Origin of the sequence: Streptomyces sp. AN091965 (assembly GCF_022698285.1) — a bacterium.
In the GTDB taxonomy this organism is placed as follows: Bacteria; Actinomycetota; Actinomycetes; order Streptomycetales; family Streptomycetaceae; genus Streptomyces.
This window is the reverse complement of sequence record NZ_JALDMY010000001.1, coordinates 7,726,704-7,744,031: the sequence shown is the minus strand read 5'-3', so window position 1 is coordinate 7,744,031 and position 17,328 is coordinate 7,726,704. Positions and strand designations below refer to the sequence as shown.

The following is a 17,328-nucleotide window of genomic DNA, read 5'->3' as shown; positions in this document are numbered from 1 at the left end:
ATGCGTCTGAGCCGCCGCCGCAACGGGTTCGGCCCCCTCGACAAGGCCGTCGCGATCGTGGTGCCGCTGGTCCTGATCGCCGTCGGCGTGGTCGTCTACCTGCTGCTGCGTCCCGAGGACTGCCCGGGCGGCCTGAGCGAGCACGGCGGGGAGTGCGTGGGCGTCACCCAGGGCGCCTTCGAGGGGGACGAGGGCCTCGACGGCCTCATCCGGGCCGTCGCCGACGAGAACGCCAGGGTCGAGCGCGCCTGGGAGGACCCGGAGCAGGGGCAGGCCCCCATGCCGTACGGGCGGATCGCGCTGATGATGCCGTTCACGTCGGACGAGGCGAGCGCCATGACGGCGGCGATGATCCGCCGTGCCCTGGCGGGCGCGCACGCCGCCCAGCTCAAGGCCAACAGCGGCGGCGGGCCGCACTACCAGCTCCTGCTGGCCCCCGACGGCAAGGACCTGGACCAGTGGCGGCCCGTCGTCGACGACCTGACCGGCCTGGTGGACGACCGGCGCTCCCCGCTCGTCGGGGTGACGGGCCTGCCGAGCAGCACGCCCGAGACCCGGGACGCGATGAAGGAGCTGAGCGCGCGGCGCATCGCGACCGTGGGCCCGGTCATCACCTCCGCCGACATGAACGCCCCGTACTTCTTCAAGACCTCACCGAACAACAGCATGTTCGTGGACGCGCTCGATCACTATCTGAAGCGGAACCGGGGCGACAGGAAAGGGTTCCTTGTATACGACAGCCGTCCGGACGACGTGTACTCGCGCAATCTCCACCGGCTGCTCCAGAAGAAATTCGGCAAGGCCTACGGGCTGCGCCAGCGCTCGGCCTCCTTCCTCGGCTCGACCGGGCCCGCCGCCGGCATCCCGCAGCGATTCCAGTCCGCCGCCCAGAAGATCTGCCTCACCGAATCCGACACGGTGTTCTTCGCGGGCCGCGACCAGGACCTGCCCGCCCTCGTGAAACGCCTGTCACAGGAGTCGTCCTGCGACCGCCGCAGCCCCGTGCGCATCCTGAAAGTCGGCATCGGCCTGGAGCCGACACTGACCACGGACGACCTCACCGCGATGCTGCGGGAAACGAAGACCAGGATCGTCGCGGCGGCCTCGGTCACACCCGCCTGGTGGACGCCGCGCGGGCTGCCCGCCAAGGGAGCCCCGGCGGGCCTCGGCGGCTTCCTGCGGATCTTCCACGACCTCGACGAGCGGTACGGCATCGGCGAGAAGCCCCTCGACGACGGCTACGCGATCATGTACCACGACGCGTTCACGCTGCTGTCCAACGCGTACGACAGGTCGTACTCCGAAGCAAACGAGAAGGCCGGGAGCGGCGACGGGACGCCCGCTCCGGCGCGCACGCCCACGAAGGACGACGTATACAACACCCTCATCAACGCGGGCATCGTCGAGCGGGACGGGCGCCTGCTGTGCACCAACTGCCTTCAGGGCGCGGCGGGTACGTACGCCTTCGAGCAGTCGCCCGAGACGCATCAGTGGCCGATCTGCAAGCCCGTACCGGTGATCGAGTACCCGGCACAAGGGCGCGGCGGGCCGGGGAAGACGTACCGGACTTTCGAGGGCACGTTCGCGTACCCCTGCCCGTGAAGTTCACGGCTCATCCATCGCGCTGAGGCACGCCTAAGTGACCTTGTCCCACCAGCCCTTCTTCCTATGGCACATGACACGAACACGTGCTCAGCACATTTGGCCGGAACCGACGGCGCAGTAGATGTTTACTCAACTTCCTGGTTGTCTAGACCCATTGACACTTCTGGAAGCGCTCTCCTACCGTCACCAAGGTCGCTCGGACAACGCTAAACACCGCCAAAAGCGTGTGGAGGAGTTCGTGAACAGCACTGAAGGTGCCCGCGATATCGCAATGGCCGCGCCCCGGAACGGCGAGGGCCTCCCCGACGTCAGTCTCGATCAAGCACACTCCCCGCAGAAAGTCCTGGCCCACGGCGATCTGCTCCGCCGATTCGTCGCGGACGAGGAGATCAAACCGGTCCACATGCGGATCGGCATCATGGGCGCCTGCAATATGCGTTGCAATTTCTGCAACTTCCATTCACCGAACGAGGAGCAGTTCTACGACCTGTTCTCGTTCAAGGACTCCATCACCACCGACAAGGCGATCAACCTCCTCAAGGAGTTCGCCGAGAACGACGGCCGCGCCGTGACCTTCTGCGGCAGCGGCGAGTGCACCATCCACCCGGGCTACGCGGACATCTGCAACGCCGGGCACGACGTGGGCCTGCACATCGGCCTGATCACCAATGGCTCCCGGCTCGGCCGGCCGAAGGTCGCCGACACCGTCATCAACACCCACACCTGGGTGCGGGTGGGCATGAACGCGGGCACGGAAGCCACGTTCAACGACATCACGCGCGACCGTGAGCAGACGTTCTCGAAGTTCATCGAGAACATCGGCCACCTGCGCGCGAACGCCGTCGCACCGGACTTCCGCATCGGGTTCAACTACGTGATCACGATGCAGAACTACCGCGAGATCCTGTCGGCGGCCCGCATCGCCCACGAGTCCGGGGCGCACTACGTCCGCTTCGAGCCCGAGTTCTACAGCGCGATGGGGCACGAGACCATCGAGACCGTCATGGCGGAGATCTCGGACTCCCTCGTCGCGGCCGCCGCGCTGTCCACGGACTCCTTCGAGGTGTCGGTGCCCAAGCTCGACCGCGGTCCGATGGACCAGGTCGAGGACGTCGAGGGCGACTTCGAGCGCTGCCACTACAGCCGCTTCGTGACCGCCGTCGGGGCCGACGGCCATCTGTACCCGTGCCCGCAGGTGCACCTCAACAGCCGCTACCGCATCGGCGACGTCGTCGACCTCGGGTACCCCCAGGTCCTCGAGGGCGGCCCGCGCGCCGAGTGGGAGGCCTCCAACCCCCGCCGCACCGACCTCTGCAAGTCCTGCTTCTACCGGCCGCAGAACGAGCTGCTCGAACTGCTCAAGCGGGGCCAGATCAAGCTGGACGAGGCGCTGGACGCCTACGCGATCGAGGTCCCCGAGACCTTGCACGCCGACTTCGTCTGAGCCGTCCTCCCCACCCGCCCTGGCCTCAGGGCGGGTCGGGCCCGGCCCCACGCGTCCCGGCCCGTCCGGCGTTCGAGGACGAGCGCGCGGCACGACCCGGCGGGGCCCGGGGGCGCAGCCCCTGGTTTCGGAGAAGGGGCGGGCCTGGGGCGCTCCGCGAAGGCCCACCACCCGCACCCACAGGAGCGAACGAAACCCGCATGCAGACCACCCACCTGCACCATCTGCTCACCGCCGGGCCGGCCCTGCGCTTCGCCCCGCCCCACACCCCCTGGTCCCGCGAACTCCGCGCCGTCGTGCAGCGTCTGGCCCGCGTCGAGCGCACCCCCCTGACCACGACCGGCACCGCCACGACCACCGCGGACGGCCTGCGCCGCGAGCGGCTGGCCTTCGCCTCCCCCCTGCGCGGCACCTTCCACGGCACCGTCACCGCCCCCGCGGACGCGGGCCCGCCCCTCCCCGCGGTCCTGGTCCTCGGCGGCAAGAACGCTCGGATGGAACAGCTCACCGGCGAGACGCCTCCGGACTTTCCCGACCGGAACGTCGCCGAGCACCTCGCCCGCGCCGGGTTCGTCACGCTGTCCTTCGAGCACGGCATCGGCGGTGGCCTCGACGAGGAACGCCGCGCGGGGCGGGACGAGGGCGCCCTCCTCGCGCACGCCTTCGCCCTGACGGGCCGCTCGCTGCTCGGCGCGCTCGTCGGCGACGCGCTCGGCGCCCTGGACGTGCTCGCCGCGCACCCGTGGGCCGACCCCGGCCGCGTCGGCGTGTTCGGGCACAGCCTGGGCGCGGCGGTCGCGCTGCACTCCGCGCTGCTCGCGCCGCGGCCCCTGCCGGTGTGCGCGGCCAGCCATCTGGGCAGCTACCCGGCCCTGTTCGCCCGGCTGCTCACCGGCTACGAAGGTGCCGTCCTGCCGGGCATCCTGGAGTACGCGGACCTGGCCGACCTGTACGGCGCGCTCGCCCCGGCCCCGCTCCAGCTCCAGTACGGCACCGCCGACTCCTTCCTGGAACCGGCCGACGCGCGCACCGCGGCCGACGCCGTCCGCCGCGCCTACGCGTCGGCCGGGGGCGACCTGGAGGTCCACGAGCTGGCGATGGGGCACGGCACCCACGTGGGCCACGCCGCCGCCTTCTTCACGCGGACCCTGTCGGGGCCCGCCGCCGCGCCCGCCGACGTACCCGCGCAGCGCATCCACTTCGACGTCGCGGACCGGCGCGCGGTCCTGGACCGCGTGGACGCGGCGCTCGCCACGGGCCACCTCACCCAGGGCCCCGAACTGGCCCGCTTCGAGGAGCTCTCGCGGACCTGGACGGGCGCCGAGGGCGTGGCCGTGGCGTCCGGCGCCGCGGCCCTGGAGATCGCCCTGCGGGTCATCGGCGTGGCGAACCGCACGGTGCTGGTACCGGTGAACACGTTCTTCGCGACGGCGGCTGCCGCCGTGCGGGCGGGCGCCGCCGTGCGGTTCGTGGACATCGAGCTGGACGGGCTCGGCCTGGACCCGGGCGCGCTGCGGGCCGCCCTTGAGCGCCACCCGGACACGGCGGCGGTCCTGCCCGTCCACATCGGCGGCATCGTGCCCCCGTCCCTCACCGAGGTGCTCGCGCTCTGCGCGGAGCGGGGCGTACCGGTCGTGGAGGACGCCGCGCACGCGCTCGGGGCCACCCTGAACGGCCGGTTCGCGGGCTCCTTCGGCCGGTTCGGGGCGTTCTCCTTCTTCCCCACGAAGGTCGCGGTCAGCGGCGAGGGCGGCCTGGTCACCTGCGCGCGGCCCGACGCCCCCGGCGGCGCGGCCGCCGCCGACGCCGAGCAGGTGCGGCGCTGGCGCGACCACGGCAAGAGCGCACAGGGCTCCACGCTGCACGACCGGCCCGGCGGCAACTGGCGCATGAGCGAGCTGCACGCCGCTGTCGGCACGGTCGACCTGGAGCGCTTCGAGAGGACCCTCGCGGCCCGCCGCGACCTCGCCCTCGCCTACGACGAGCTGCTCGCCGACGTCCCGGCCTTGCGGGCACACGCGGTGCCGTCCGAGGCGCGCAGCAACTACTACAAGTACCTCGCCTACCCGGAGGGCCCCGTCGACCGGCCGCTCCTGAAGAAGCGGCTGCGCGAGCGGCACGGCGTGGCCCTTGCGGGCGAGGTCTACGACCATCTGCTGTGCGACCAGCCGTACTTCGCGGACGCGGCGCCGCGCGCGGACGCCGAGGGCCCGTACGAGCAGGCGCGCTGGTTCGCCCGCCACCACATCGCCCTGCCGCTGTACCCGACGCTCACCCGGGCCGAGCAGACGCGGGTGGTCGCCGCTCTGCGCGAGGAGCTGTCATGACCGCCGCGCCACAGCGCCCGCCCGTCGTCTCGGCCTTCCGCCGGGGCGCGTGGCAGGAGTCCCTGGACACCGCGGCCCTGCCGGGCTCCCCCGCGCGGCGCCTCGCGCTCGTACCGGAGATCGTGGCGCACGCCGACCGCCGCTGGTGGCGGTCGGCCCGGACGGCGCTGCCACCGCTGACCGACCGCCGTGCCCGGATCCGCGCCGCCCTGGAGCTGTTCGCGCACGGCACGGTGACCGTGGGCGGCCTCGGCCCGCAGAGCGCGGCGGCCTTCCGCGGCGCGCTGTGGGAGAGCGCGGGGCTCCCGGGCCCGCTGGTCGAGCGCTGGTGCGCGATGCTGGCCGACGGCGCGGCCCACCGCCCCGCCCCGGACGGCGACGACGCGCTCGCCCTGGTCGCGCTGCCCGGCAACACCTTCACCTGCCTGGACTCCGTGCTCGACCAGGCCGAGCGGTCGGCCGCGGTGTGGGTACGGCCGAGCCGCCGCGAACCGCTGTCGGCGGCCCGCTTGGTCGCGGCGCTGCTCGCGGCGGACTGGCCCGCGGAGCGCATCGGCCTGTACCCCACCGGGCAGCGCGACCTGCACGGCCTGGTGAAGCTCACCGACCGGCACGTCGTGTACGGCGGCGCCGGGCTCGCCGCCTCGATGCGGGACGCGCCCACCCTCACCCTGCACGGGCCGGGGCGCGGCTGCGCCCTGGTGCCGCCCGGCCTGCCGGTGGACGACGCGGTGGCCTGGCTGCTGCCGCTGGTCGCCGCCGACTCCGGCCGGTTCTGCCGCAACGTCCGCACGGTGGTCTGCCTCGACGCCGACCCCGAGCCGGTGGCGAAGGCCCTGGCCGCGGCCCTCGACGGGCTGCACCCCGGGCCCGCCCCCGACCCGGCCGACCCCGACTGGCCGCTGACCGCCTTCCGCGACCCCGGCGAGGCCGAGCGCGCCACCGCCGGCGTCCGCACCCGCCTGCGCGCCGGTGACCGGCTGCTCACCCGCGAGCCGCCGGTCGTCGAGAGCGCGGGCGGCGACGTCCTCGTGCGCCCTCATCTCGTCCTGCTCGACGGCCGCTTCGCCGCGTCCGACGCCGCGCACCCGCTCGTCGGGCACGAGGCGCCCTTCCCGTTCGCCGCCGTGCTCGGCGCCACCGCCGAGGCAGGGCGTGCGATCGCCGACGACTCCCTCTTCGTCCACCGGCCACCGACCCCGCACTCCTAGGAGGAGGCCCATGACGACCACGGCCCGCGACGGGCACACCCCGCAGGTCACCTTCGCCACCCTGTACGACACGCTGCGTGGGCGCGTGCCCGAGCTCGCCGTGGATCTCGACGCGTGGACGCGGCGCATGATGCGCTGGCACTTCTCGCCCGAGACGGGCTCCCCCTTCTGGGTGGCCCGGCTGCCCCGGCTCGGCTTCGACCCGCTCAAGGACGTCGACTCCTTCGCCGCCCTGGAACTGTTCGGCCTGTTCGACAAGGGCGAACTGCGCGCGGCGAGCGCCCTCGACCTGCGCCCGCGCGGCTACCGCGACCGTCCGTTCCGGGTGTTCGAGACGGGCGGCACGACCGGTGCGCCCTGCCGGATCGTCAACGTCACGCGCCTCGCGTACGACGTCGAGGTCTACCGGACGGTCCTTGAGGCGCGCGGCGTCGCGGGCGGTGACGTGCTCGCGATGACGCCGAGCGGCCCGCACGCGTACGGGCACTTCGTGGAGGGGCTCGCGGACAGCTGGCACGGCGCGGTGTTCGCCATCGACTTCGACCCGCGCTGGGTGAAGGCGTCGCTGCGCGCGGGCGGCGAGGCCGACGCGTACACCTCCCACCTGGTGGAGCAGACCCTCACCCTGCTGACCGCCGAGCGCCCCGCGCTCCTGTTCACCACCTCGCGGCTGCTGCTCGAACTCGCGATGCGCCTGCCGCGCCCCCTGCACACGTACGGGATCCGCGCGGTGTGCACCGGCGGCACCACGTGCAGCGCCGCCGAGGCCGCGTTCCTGCGCCAGGAGCACCTGGACGGCGTGCAGTGGATCGACACGTACGGCAACACGCTGGCGGGCCACGCGCTCCAGGCCGACGCGGTGCCGGGCGCGCCCCGGCTGCCCGAGGGCACCGGCCACTCGTACCATCTGCCACCGCCCTTCGCGGTGCTCCAGGTCGTCGACCCGGAGGATCCGTGGCGCGAGGTGGCCGAGGGCGAGCGCGGCCGGGTGCGCGTCACCACCCTCCTCGAAGACCTCTTCCTGCCCAACCTCCTGGAACGGGACAGCGCGATCAGAACCGGGCCGCATCCGTGGTTCCCCTGGGACGGCGTGGCCGCGGTCCGGCCCCACCGCGACGGCCTCGCGGGCACCGAGGAGGCGGTCGAGGGCGTCTACTGACGCGGACCCACGACTATCCCTGACTGATCATCAACTCCGCTTGTACGGCTGCGCCTTGAGCTCTGCGGCCGGGCGCCGCCGTCCCTCTCTTTTGCTCTCTCGTCCCCTGTCGTAAGGACTGCTCTGTCGACCCTGACGTAAGGACTCCCTCGTGAACCTCTCGTCGAACGGCGTACCGATACCCTTTTCGCCCGAGCTCTTCGGCCCGCTGCGCCCCACCGGCACGGAGCCCCTGCCGGACCCCGCCGTGCTGCGGGAGCGGCTGCGTGCCGACGGCTATCTGTATCTGCCCGGGTTCCTCGACCCGGAGGAGGTGCTCCGGCTGCGCTCCGCGTACTTCTCGCTGCTTCCGCGCGGCTACTTCGCGCCGGGCACCACCCCGCGCGAGGGCGTGTTCTCCGGCCGGGTGCCGAAGGGTCTGCCCGAGCACGGCGTGGCCGGGCACCCGGCGCACGCCTTCGTGCGCTCCGAGACCTTCGACCGCTTCCTCGACAACCCCCAGCTCGCCAAGCTGGCCGCCGACCTCCTGGACGGCGACGCCCGGATGCTGCCGCGCCGCATCCTGCGCCACTTCCACCGGGGCACCGCCCGCGCCTCGCGCGCCCACGTCGACCTGGACTACATGGACGAGGGCTCGCCCCGGGTCGTCACGATGTGGATCCCGGTCGGCGACTGCCCGCCGAAGTCGGGCGCCCTGGTGTACCTGGAGGGCTCGCACACGCTGTCCCCCGAGGAGTACGAGCCGCTGCGCGACACCACGGACCGGCCGGAGGACCGGCGGCAGATCTGCCACGACCTGGAGTTCACCGCGCGCGCCCTGGACCGCCGCTGGCTGCACGCGGACTTCGCCGCCGGGGACCTGATGGTGCACGTGCCGAGCGTCATCCACGCCTCCCTGGACACGACGACGGACGCGATGCGGCTCTCCATCGACACCCGGTTCGTCCGCGCGGGCGACACCCCCGACCCACGCTGGCTGCGGCCCTGGTCGGCGGACGACGGGGCCTGAGGCGCCCTGCCTTGCAGGAACGTTCAGCTGGATCCGGTGGGACCCGGACGCCCCGCCGCGGCGATGATCTCGTCGACGATCCGGGCGTCCGACACCGGGCACGCAGGCGGCCGTCCGGCCGCGACCGCCGCCACGAAGTCGGCGATCAGGGGTTGGTGGGGGTTGGACGCCGGCGGCAGCGTCAACTCCCGTGAGCCGTGGGCCGTGCGCACGCGGAGGTGGCCCGAGTCGAGCGGGTCGAGCGTCAGGGTGCGGCCGTCGCCCACGACCTCGAACCGGTCCACGGGCGGCGCGTCGCCCCACTCCGCGACGACGCGCGCCCGCACCCCGGACGCCCAGGCCAGCTCCACCTCGGCCCGCCGCTCCGCGCCCGCAGGGAAGCGGTCCGTGAGCAGGCCGCGGACGTCGTCCGGGCGGCCGAACAGCATGACGAGCAGGTCGAGCCGGTGGCTGCCCGCGTCCGCGAGGACCCCGCCGCCCGCCACGGCCGGGTCGGTGCGCCAGCGCATCGGATGGCCGGGGCCCGGGGCGAAGGCGCAGCGGAACCGCACGTCCACGTGCGCGGGCGGCCGGCCCGCCAGCTCCGCGCGCAGCTGACGCACGGCCGGGGCGAGCCTGCGGTAGTACGCGACGGCGGCGGTCAACCCGCCCTCCAGGGCCGCGGCCTCGCCCAAGTCCTGGTCCAGGCCCCCGGCGAGCGGCTTCTCCACGAGCACCGGGCGCCCCGCCGCCAGCGCCGCGCGCGCCAGCGGGACATGGCGCACCACGGGCGTGGCGACGTACACCGCCTCGACCTCGTCGCCGAGCAGCGCGCGCTCGTCGCTGCCGGAGCCGCGCACGCCGTGCCGGGCGGCGACGTGCGCCGCCCGGTCCGGGTCGCGTCCCCACAGGTACACCGGTTCCTCGCCGAGGGCCCGCAGGGCGGGCAGCACCCGGCGCTCCACGACGTCGCCGTATCCGGCGACCGCCCACCTCACCGTCCGGCCGCCGTCACGGGACGATGACGACCTTCAGGGTCTCGGGCGGCGGCCCGTCGTACGGGGCGCTTTCGGCGTCGGGGTGCAGCGACCTGCTGGCGGACAACTGCTCCATGGCCTTGGGAAGTTCGTCGAGGGCGTAGGTGTGGGTGTGCAGGTCGGGCAGGCGCAGCCGCCCGGCGTCGCGGTGGACGAGCCGTTCGGCGACGGCCAGCGCCTCGGCGCGCGCGGTGTCCACGGGCTCGGCGGAGCTGTGCACGCGCAGGCCCTTGCGCTCCCACGTCACGAGGTCGACGGTGACGTGCGTGTCGACGTGGTGGGTGCCGAGCATCACGACGAGGCCGTTCTGCCTCACCAGGCCCACGCAGGCGTTGAGGGTGGTGGGCGTGCCGACGGCGTCGATCGCGACGTCGTACTCCTCCCCTTCCGCGGCGAACTCCTCCTTGAGGGCGGCCAGTCCGGGCGCGCTGCCGTCGACGTGGCGCACCGCGTCGGCGCCCGCCCGGCTCGAACGCTCCAGGCGCCAGGCATCGAGGTCGACGGCCGTGACGTGCGCGGCGCCGCGCCGCGCCGCCATCCGCAGCGCCATCTGGCCGACCGGCCCCTGCCCGATGATGACGACCCGGTCGCCCAACCGCACCCCGCGCGTGGCGTGCACGGCGAGCGGCAGCAGCTGGAGCATCGAGCCCTGCTCGAAGGGCACGGAGTCGGGCAGCACGCCGACGGCTATCTCCCTCGCGAGGGCGAACTCGGCGTAGCCCGACGTCAGCGGGGTGCGCACGAAGACGCGCTGCCCCGACGCGACGCGGGAGACACCGGGCCCGACGGCCTCCACGACCCCGGCGATCTCATGGCCGTAACAGCCCGTCGCGCAGTGCTCCCTGAGGCCGTAGTAGTGGTAGTACGCGAGGTCGCTGCGGTTGCAGACGCTGCACGCGCGGACGCGGACGAGCACCTGGCCCGGTCCTGGCTCCGGCACCGGCGCGTCGGTGACCAGCCTGATGTCACGCCGTCCGACAAGTTCGTACCGCCGCAAGGGGTTCCTCCTCAGCTCGGCCGCGTTCGGGCCCGGGGCGGCCCGCCGCGCGGTGGCGGGAGTCCGACCCCTGGCTCGTACACGAATTCCATCGCGGGAACGCGAGTCCTACAAGGTGGCCTCTGGGGTGGGGCGCTTCGGCCCGGGTGCCGGTCGGCTTCGGCCGGGGCTTCGGGTCGGGCTTCGGCCGAGACGTCGAGGCACGCTTCGCGCAAGGCGTCGGGGCGCGCTGCGGGCGAGGCATCGGGTCGGCTTCGACCTAGGCGTCGGGTCGGGCTTCGGCCGACACGTCGAGGCACGCCTCGCGCAGGCCGTCGGGGCGGGCTTCGGCCCAGGTGTCGAGGCGGGCTTCGGCCGAGGCATCGGGTCGGCTTCGGGCGAGGTGTCGGCGCGCTCTTCTGCCAAGCGCCGGGGCGCGCTTCGGCCGAGGTCAGGCCGCTGCGCCATGTGCTGGTTCACCTTCCGTTTCCTGGCGGTTCGCATGCCTTGACAGTCCCAAATGCCCTGAGCCAACATCCGATTGGCCTGTACCAAGTCGCGCAGCACGGTGTCGGCCTGCTCTCCCACCCCCGCTCCCCTGTCTCATCGGAGGTCCCGGCATGGTTTCGAGCAGTCCCCCGAGGCTGGAGCAACTCGCCAACTCCGTGCTGCAGCCGGGCTTCGTCGGCACCACCGAGGTCCCCGACTGGCTGCGCCGCAGGATCGCCGCCGGGCTCGGGGGCGTGGTCCTCTTCGGCCGGAACATCGTCGACCGGGACCAGGTCGCGGGCCTCACCGCCGCCCTGCGCGCCGAGAACCCCGACCTGATCGTCGCCATCGACGAGGAAGCGGGGGACGTGACGCGCATGGAGGCCTGGACGGGCGCGTCCCGGCCCGGCAACCTCGCGCTCGGCGCCGTGGACGACATCGACCTCACCGAGCGCGTCGCCCGCGACATCGGGCGCGAACTGCACGCGGCAGGCGTCTCCCTCAACTACGCGCCGAGCGCCGACGTGAACTCCAACCCGCTGAACCCGGTCATCGGCGTACGCTCCTTCGGCGCCCGCACTGACATCGTTTCCCGGCACACCGCCGCCTGGATCCGGGGGCTCCAGTCAGCCGGGGTCGCCGCCTGCGCCAAACACTTCCCCGGCCACGGCGACACCTCCGTGGACCCGCACTTCGGCCTGCCCCGCGTCACCGGCGGCGCCGAGGAGATCGCGCGGACCGCGCTCCCACCGTTCATCGCCGCGATGGAGTCGGGCGTACGCGCCGTCATGACGGCGCACCTGCTCGTGCCCGCGTACGACCCCGCGCTGCCCGCGACCCTCAGCCCGCGCATCCTGAACGACCTGCTCCGCGGCGAGCTCGGCTTCGACGGCATGGTCGTCACCGACGGCATCGAGATGGGCGCGGTCACCGACCGCTACGGCATCGACGGCGCCACGGTCCGCGCCGTCGCCGGCGGCGTCGACGCGGTGTGCGTCGGCGGCGAGCACGCCGAGGAGTCGACGGTCGACCTCCTCACGAGCGCGCTCGTACGGGCGGTACACGACGGCACCCTCCCCGAGGACCGCCTCACCGAGGCCGGCACCCGCGTACGGTCCTTCGCCACCTGGTCCGGAGCCCGCTCCCGCACCGCCACGGCCACCGGCCTCCGCTCCGACATCGGCCTGATCGCGGCGAGGCGCGCGGTACGGGTGCGACCGCGGAGGGAGGAGGAGGCGCTGACGGGAGCCGATGCGGAGATCGCTGGGGCTCCGGGGAGCAGGGAGGCCATGGGTACGCCGGGGACTCCTGGGCCCGGGGCCGGGAGCACGGCGGGGAACAGGGTCGCGGCGGTCGTGGCGGGCAGCGCGGATGCGACGGGCACCGCAGGCAGCACGGGCGCAGCGGGCAGCACAGACACAGCAGATACGGCGGGCAACACAGGCACAGCAGGCACGGCGGGCAGCACAGGCACAGCAGGCACGGCGAGGAGCACGGGTGGAGGGAGCACGGACGCGGCAGGCACTGTGACGAGCGCGGGCACGGCGGGCGCAGGGGGCGCAAGGGGCACAGCGGGCGCTCCGGGAACCCCGGTGGACCCCCTCCTCCCCCTCACCATCGCGCCGCACGTCGTGGAGCTGTCCCCCGTGATGAACCCGGCCGTCGACGGCGGCACGCCCTGGGGCGTGGCCGACCCGCTGCGCGCGCTGCGCCCCGACACGACGTCCGTGCGCCTGACGGAACTGGAGCTCGACGGCTTCGACGACGTCCTGGACCGGGCCGCGCTCACCCCGGCGGACGGCCGCGCACTCGTGGTGGTCGTCCGCGACGCGGCCCGCCACCGCTGGATGACCGAGGCCCTCGCCCGCCTCCTGCGCACCCGCCCCGACGCCCTCGTGGTGGAGATGGGCGTACCGACGGGTGTCCCCCTCGGCGCCGTCCACCTGATCACCCACGGCGCGACCCGAGTCTCGGGCATAGCGGTGGCGGAACTGCTCACGGGCCGGTCCCACGCCCCCGACCCCACGGAAAGCCCCACCTCGACCGAGCCGTTCACGGGCATCCGAGCGGGAACCTGAACCCTCCCCACACCCCACACAAAGAAGGCCCCTCAAGAGGGGCCTTCTTACTGGTGTCCGAGGGGGGACTTGAACTCTCCCTTCGGACACCAGCCCTCTGTGCCGTTGACCTGTTAGAACACCTGCGACACGCCGCAGAGTTGACGAGGCGCGCTGGTCATGCGTTCCCCCCGATTCGGACTGTTTCGGACCGCTGTTGGTCATGCGTTGGTCACGTGGCCAACGGTGCTGACCAGGGCTAATGCACCAGCGCGAAGCGCGCGATCCTAGCCACCCGGAAACCGGATTCAGACAGGCCCGTGGCCAACGGCCGTGGCACCTGCCAGACGCCCTTGACGCTACGCCTCAACAGGGCGACGCTCGTGCAAATTACTGTAAGCCACTCGACACCGGAGGCAGTGATGACACTACGGTTCATCGGGATCGATCCGGACACCGGGCAGCAGGGTTCGCCCACCGTGTGGGTGGATGAGAACAGGCGCGAGTTCGTGTTCCAAGGCTTGAATCCGACTGCGGAGCTTGAAGCGGAGTGCGCGGCTTTCGAGGTACCCGGACACGCTCCGGGCATCCCTCCGCACGAGGCCGTGATCCGAATTCTGTTCCGCATGATGTCGATGTTGAGGGAGGCGTGTGATGTCGCAGAGCGAGCCGGGATTTAACGAACTGCTGGAAGCCGCCAAGCACTCAGCCGTGCACCTGGAGATGCGCGACGTCTACGGAGTGGGCGACGAAGCCGACGACTTCGAGACCTGGAAGCGCACCGGGCAACGCGATGTGGACCCCAGTTCCGCCTACTGGACGCCTTGGGTTGATTTGATTCGGCGTACGGTCTCACGCGGCGTCGTCGTACGCCGTGCGCGTGTGGTCTCCGAGCCGGTAACCGATTACATCCGGTACGAGCACGCGGGCACCGTCGTCAACATCCATGCGGGAGAGCAGGTCCGTTGGCTGGCGAGGCGGCAGGCATCGGACATCGCGTTGCCAGGAAACGATTGCTGGGTGTTCGACGGTCAGTCAGTGCTTTTCAACCACTTCTCAGGTGAGGGCGATTGGTCAGAGCCAGGCTGGGAAGTGCGCACTGAGCCCGCCGTGGCTCAGCTCGCGTCGGCCGCGTTCGAGGCCGTATGGGAGCGCGGCACCCCGCACGAGAAGTACACGGTCTGAACAACGGAGTGCCGAGAGCCAACCCATGTCCGCCTCCCCCTCGTCCAGTGCACAGGCCGCCCGCGAGGTCATCGCCACTCGACTTCGAGACCTCCGCGTCGAGGCTGAGCTAACCGGGCATGAGTTGGCCATCCGGTGCGGCTGGAGCCCTGCCAAGTCGTCACGGATCGAGCACGCCAAGACGCCCCCGTCCGACGCGGACATTCGGGTCTGGTGCACGGCCTGCGGTGCGCAGGACCAAGCCGCGGACCTCGTGGCCGCGAACCGCCAAGCCGACCAGATGTACGTGCACTGGAAGAAACTCCATCGCCATGGGATGCGCAGGGCGCAAGAGGAAGTCGTTCCGCTCTACAAGCGAACCCAGAAGTTTCGTGTCTACTGCTCGAACGTCGTACCCGGCATGATTCAGACCGAGGCATACGCTCAGGCCCTGTTGTCAACGATCGCTGACTTCCAGGGCACTCCGGATGACTCGTCCGAGGCCGCAGCTTCACGTGTCGAACGGTCAAATGTCCTCCACGAAAGCGGCCATAGGTTCGCACTGCTCATGGAAGAGACCGTGCTGCGCTACCGCATCGGCGACGCCGACACGATGGCCGGCCAGCTTGGCTACCTACTGGCGGTCATGGCACTGCCGAACGTGAGTCTGGGAGTCATCCCGTTCACCGCCCAGCGGCGTGTCTGGCCGTTGGAAGCGTTCTATCTGTTCGACGACGAGCGAACGAGCGTCGAGCTCCTGACGGCCGCAGTGAACGTGTCGGCTCCAAGTGAGATCGCGGTCTACGCCAAGGCGTTCTCTCAACTTGCGGAGATCGCTGTGTACGGTTCGGATGCCCGCGCCCTCATCTTGGAAGCGATTAGCTCTCTCCGGTAATCCGCATGCAAGCTTGTGCAAGGTCCTGGCGGTTGAGGTTCCGCCGTTCCTAGCGTGGTCGTCATCGAACCACGCGAGGGGGCGGCGATAGTTCATGGCCAACGAGTGGACCCCCACCCTGGGGACGTACGCGGTGGACACGGCAGATGGCCGGATCGGAGAAGTGCGCCACTTGCTCGAAGGGAACGTGTACCTCGTTCCTCCGGGCGGTGGGATCGAGTGGGACGCTCCTCCCGAGCGACTGCGTAAGCCGACCGACGCCGAGAGATGGCAGGCGCAGGTGTGGACGCGCCCGGTGGGGTCTCTGCCGTGAGCACCCCGGCACGCATTCACAGGGGCCCCATATCTCCGTTACCGGCCCCTGAGTTGGTGTCGCTCGTGGACGACCCCAGCGGCCCGTACGCGGACTCTCCCGAGGGTTGGTGGACAGAGTACGGCGGGGCCCTGGATCAGCCCTCAGGGGTGGTGTACGGCCTCGCGCTGCCCCGGTGCTCCCGCCCGTGCACGCTGTGCGGAACGGCGTGAGTCGAATCGTGCTCGCCGGAATGTCGGGCCCGCCTGTGCAGGAGCGGCCCGCCCAAGCACCCCGCCTCGGTAGATCACGGCCCTAGGACAGCCCGAGCGCTGCCGAGGCGGGGGCTCAACGCCCGTCCGGCCGCACGCCTTCTCATTCCCGTGAGCGGAGTCGGCCGGGCGGGCCAGCAAGTGCAGTGCACCACTCCACGGACAGGAGAACGCACGATGAGCACAGCAGTACAGACGCGGACCCGTGACCCCCGTGTGGCCCTCAACGCCGTTCAGGCGCGCGTGCAGTACCTCGTAGATGATGTGGGAGTAACCGACTTGTGGGAGCGGGAGGTTGCTCTCCTGCTCAGGGACAGCGTGGCCGTGGCGAGCCTTGCTGAGCGCATCCTTGGTCAGGGCATCGCGTACCTGATCACCGCTATGGAGTGCCCCGGCGTAGACATGGGCGTCGGTAAGACCGTGGACATAGGCGTCCATCAGCTCATCCTCGACACGCCGCTCTACTTCGCTCTGTGCGAGGAGTACAACGGCGGGCGGTACAAGCACCACGCCCCGCTGATCGAGCGACGTCGGGACGGCACCGTGATGCGCACGGCCGAGCTGCTGCGCAAGAACGGCTTCGGTGTCGATGACGAGCTGTGGGCGGTCGACGCGTCCGACTGCTCACCGTGTGACAACAAGGTTCCCGACAGCCACTGACGCGGGACTAGAGTGCCCCCGCCCCAACTCCGAACGAGGGGCGGGGGCTCCCTCTTGCCCGCCCCGACACAGAGGAAGCGCCATTGCCCGCACGACACAACATCGAAAGCGAACGCGAGCTCTGGGACACCTTCGCAGAGAGCGCCAAGGACAAGGTGTTCGACGCTGATCCCGTCTTCTGCTGGACGCAGTACGCCGGGCACGGGCCCGGCCCCGAACTGCTGGGCGCCCCGGCAACCGTCCTGGAGAGCGGATGCGGTACCGGGCGAGCGCTGGCCTACCTCGCACAGCAGGGCGTGAAGGCAACGGGTGTGGACCTCTCGCCCGTCATGGTCGCCAACACCACCAAACGATGGGGGCCGTTGGGGGCACGGTTCGTCTGCGCCGAAGTGCTGGATCACCTGAGCGTCACAACCGAGACCTACGACGCCGTTTACTCGATCTTCGGGGCGGTCTGGTTCACCGATCCGACCAAGCTGCTCCCGCTCGTTGCCAAGCGGTTGAACCCGGGTGGTGTGCTCGCCTTCTCCCACCCTCCGGCCATCCCCGGCGCCTATGGGCCCCAGGGAATGTACAAGGGCGGGTTCGCGGGCAAGGCCATGTACACGTACCGGTACAGCTACACGCCCCGGAAGTGGGAAAGTCTCCTTCTGCGGGCCGGATTCGAGAGGGTGGAAGTGCGAGTTCTGGACGCTCCGGAGAAGGACCACATCGGCACCTTGATCGGCCGCGCCTGGGTCTCCTGACAGACT

14 protein-coding genes are annotated in these 17,328 nt (G+C 71.6%); 12 read left to right on the top strand and 2 right to left on the bottom strand.

What is annotated here, in order from left to right:
• The 6 genes from MQV74_RS32905 to MQV74_RS32880 all read left to right on the top strand — a co-directional run bounded on the left by MQV74_RS32905 (position 1) and on the right by MQV74_RS32880 (position 8,755).
• Positions 1-1,602 (top strand): ABC transporter substrate-binding protein, encoded by a 1,602-nt coding sequence (locus MQV74_RS32905; protein ID WP_242726162.1) that lies wholly within the window; start codon positions 1-3, stop codon positions 1,600-1,602.
• 274 nt (positions 1,603-1,876) lie between these two features.
• Positions 1,877-3,049: a radical SAM protein gene (locus MQV74_RS32900; protein WP_242726160.1), complete on the top strand. Its 1,173-nt coding sequence runs from the start codon at positions 1,877-1,879 to the stop codon at positions 3,047-3,049.
• Positions 3,050-3,249: 200 nt separating this feature from the next.
• On the top strand, positions 3,250-5,376 hold the full coding sequence (locus tag MQV74_RS32895) for a DegT/DnrJ/EryC1/StrS family aminotransferase (protein WP_242726158.1): 2,127 nt from the start codon (positions 3,250-3,252) through the stop codon (positions 5,374-5,376).
• Entirely contained in the window at positions 5,373-6,587 is a 1,215-nt protein-coding gene (locus MQV74_RS32890) for a hypothetical protein (protein WP_242726156.1), read from the top strand. The genes MQV74_RS32895 and MQV74_RS32890 overlap by 4 nt, the downstream gene beginning before the upstream one ends.
• A gap of 10 nt (positions 6,588-6,597) precedes the next feature.
• On the top strand, positions 6,598-7,746 hold the full coding sequence (locus tag MQV74_RS32885) for a hypothetical protein (protein ID WP_242726154.1): 1,149 nt from the start codon (positions 6,598-6,600) through the stop codon (positions 7,744-7,746).
• 151 nt (positions 7,747-7,897) lie between these two features.
• On the top strand, positions 7,898-8,755 hold the full coding sequence (locus tag MQV74_RS32880; RefSeq protein WP_242726152.1) for a phytanoyl-CoA dioxygenase family protein: 858 nt from the start codon (positions 7,898-7,900) through the stop codon (positions 8,753-8,755).
• A 23-nt stretch (positions 8,756-8,778) separates the two neighbouring features.
• Here MQV74_RS32880 and MQV74_RS41230 read toward each other — a convergent pair whose 3' ends face one another.
• The gene (locus MQV74_RS41230) at positions 8,779-9,732 is read right to left on the bottom strand and encodes a Gfo/Idh/MocA family protein (protein ID WP_242726150.1); all 954 of its coding nucleotides are present in this window, start codon (positions 9,730-9,732) and stop codon (positions 8,779-8,781) included.
• A gap of 13 nt (positions 9,733-9,745) precedes the next feature.
• Positions 9,746-10,768 carry a zinc-dependent alcohol dehydrogenase gene (locus MQV74_RS32870; protein WP_242726148.1) on the bottom strand — a complete coding sequence of 341 codons (1,023 nt, stop codon included), beginning with the start codon at positions 10,766-10,768 and terminating at the stop codon, positions 9,746-9,748.
• Positions 10,769-11,367: 599 nt separating this feature from the next.
• On the opposite strand from MQV74_RS32870, the gene MQV74_RS32865 reads away from it, so the two are divergent.
• From MQV74_RS32865 to MQV74_RS32840, 6 genes are all read left to right on the top strand, one after another.
• Positions 11,368-13,314 carry a glycoside hydrolase family 3 N-terminal domain-containing protein gene (locus MQV74_RS32865; RefSeq protein WP_242726146.1) on the top strand — a complete coding sequence of 649 codons (1,947 nt, stop codon included), beginning with the start codon at positions 11,368-11,370 and terminating at the stop codon, positions 13,312-13,314.
• A 401-nt stretch (positions 13,315-13,715) separates the two neighbouring features.
• Positions 13,716-13,973 (top strand): hypothetical protein, encoded by a 258-nt coding sequence (locus MQV74_RS32860; protein ID WP_242729283.1) that lies wholly within the window; start codon positions 13,716-13,718, stop codon positions 13,971-13,973.
• Positions 13,948-14,478, top strand: a complete 531-nt coding sequence (locus tag MQV74_RS32855; protein WP_242726145.1) for a DUF6879 family protein — start codon at positions 13,948-13,950, stop codon at positions 14,476-14,478. The genes MQV74_RS32860 and MQV74_RS32855 overlap by 26 nt, the downstream gene beginning before the upstream one ends.
• Positions 14,479-14,503: 25 nt before the next feature.
• Positions 14,504-15,352, top strand: coding sequence for a helix-turn-helix domain-containing protein (locus tag MQV74_RS32850; protein ID WP_242726144.1), 849 nt, complete (start codon positions 14,504-14,506; stop codon positions 15,350-15,352).
• Between the two features lie 741 nt (positions 15,353-16,093).
• Entirely contained in the window at positions 16,094-16,576 is a 483-nt protein-coding gene (locus MQV74_RS32845) for a hypothetical protein (protein ID WP_242726142.1), read from the top strand.
• Between the two features lie 83 nt (positions 16,577-16,659).
• On the top strand, positions 16,660-17,322 hold the full coding sequence (locus MQV74_RS32840; protein WP_242726140.1) for a class I SAM-dependent methyltransferase: 663 nt from the start codon (positions 16,660-16,662) through the stop codon (positions 17,320-17,322).
• Positions 17,323-17,328: the final 6 nt, after the last annotated feature.

Excerpts from the sequence above, each read along its gene's own strand:
- MQV74_RS32860 (WP_242729283.1), top strand. The coding sequence starts at position 13,716 with ATGACACTACGGTTCATCGGGATCGATCCGGACACCGGGCAGCAGGGT.
- MQV74_RS32890 (WP_242726156.1), top strand. The coding sequence starts at position 5,373 with ATGACCGCCGCGCCACAGCGCCCGCCCGTCGTCTCGGCCTTCCGCCGG.
- MQV74_RS32900 (WP_242726160.1), top strand. The coding sequence starts at position 1,877 with ATGGCCGCGCCCCGGAACGGCGAGGGCCTCCCCGACGTCAGTCTCGAT.
- MQV74_RS32845 (WP_242726142.1), top strand. The coding sequence starts at position 16,094 with ATGAGCACAGCAGTACAGACGCGGACCCGTGACCCCCGTGTGGCCCTC.
- MQV74_RS32895 (WP_242726158.1), top strand. The coding sequence starts at position 3,250 with ATGCAGACCACCCACCTGCACCATCTGCTCACCGCCGGGCCGGCCCTG.
- MQV74_RS32855 (WP_242726145.1), top strand. The coding sequence starts at position 13,948 with ATGTCGCAGAGCGAGCCGGGATTTAACGAACTGCTGGAAGCCGCCAAG.
- MQV74_RS32905 (WP_242726162.1), top strand. The coding sequence starts at position 1 with ATGCGTCTGAGCCGCCGCCGCAACGGGTTCGGCCCCCTCGACAAGGCC.
- MQV74_RS32850 (WP_242726144.1), top strand. The coding sequence starts at position 14,504 with ATGTCCGCCTCCCCCTCGTCCAGTGCACAGGCCGCCCGCGAGGTCATC.
- MQV74_RS32885 (WP_242726154.1), top strand. The coding sequence starts at position 6,598 with ATGACGACCACGGCCCGCGACGGGCACACCCCGCAGGTCACCTTCGCC.
- MQV74_RS32865 (WP_242726146.1), top strand. The coding sequence starts at position 11,368 with ATGGTTTCGAGCAGTCCCCCGAGGCTGGAGCAACTCGCCAACTCCGTG.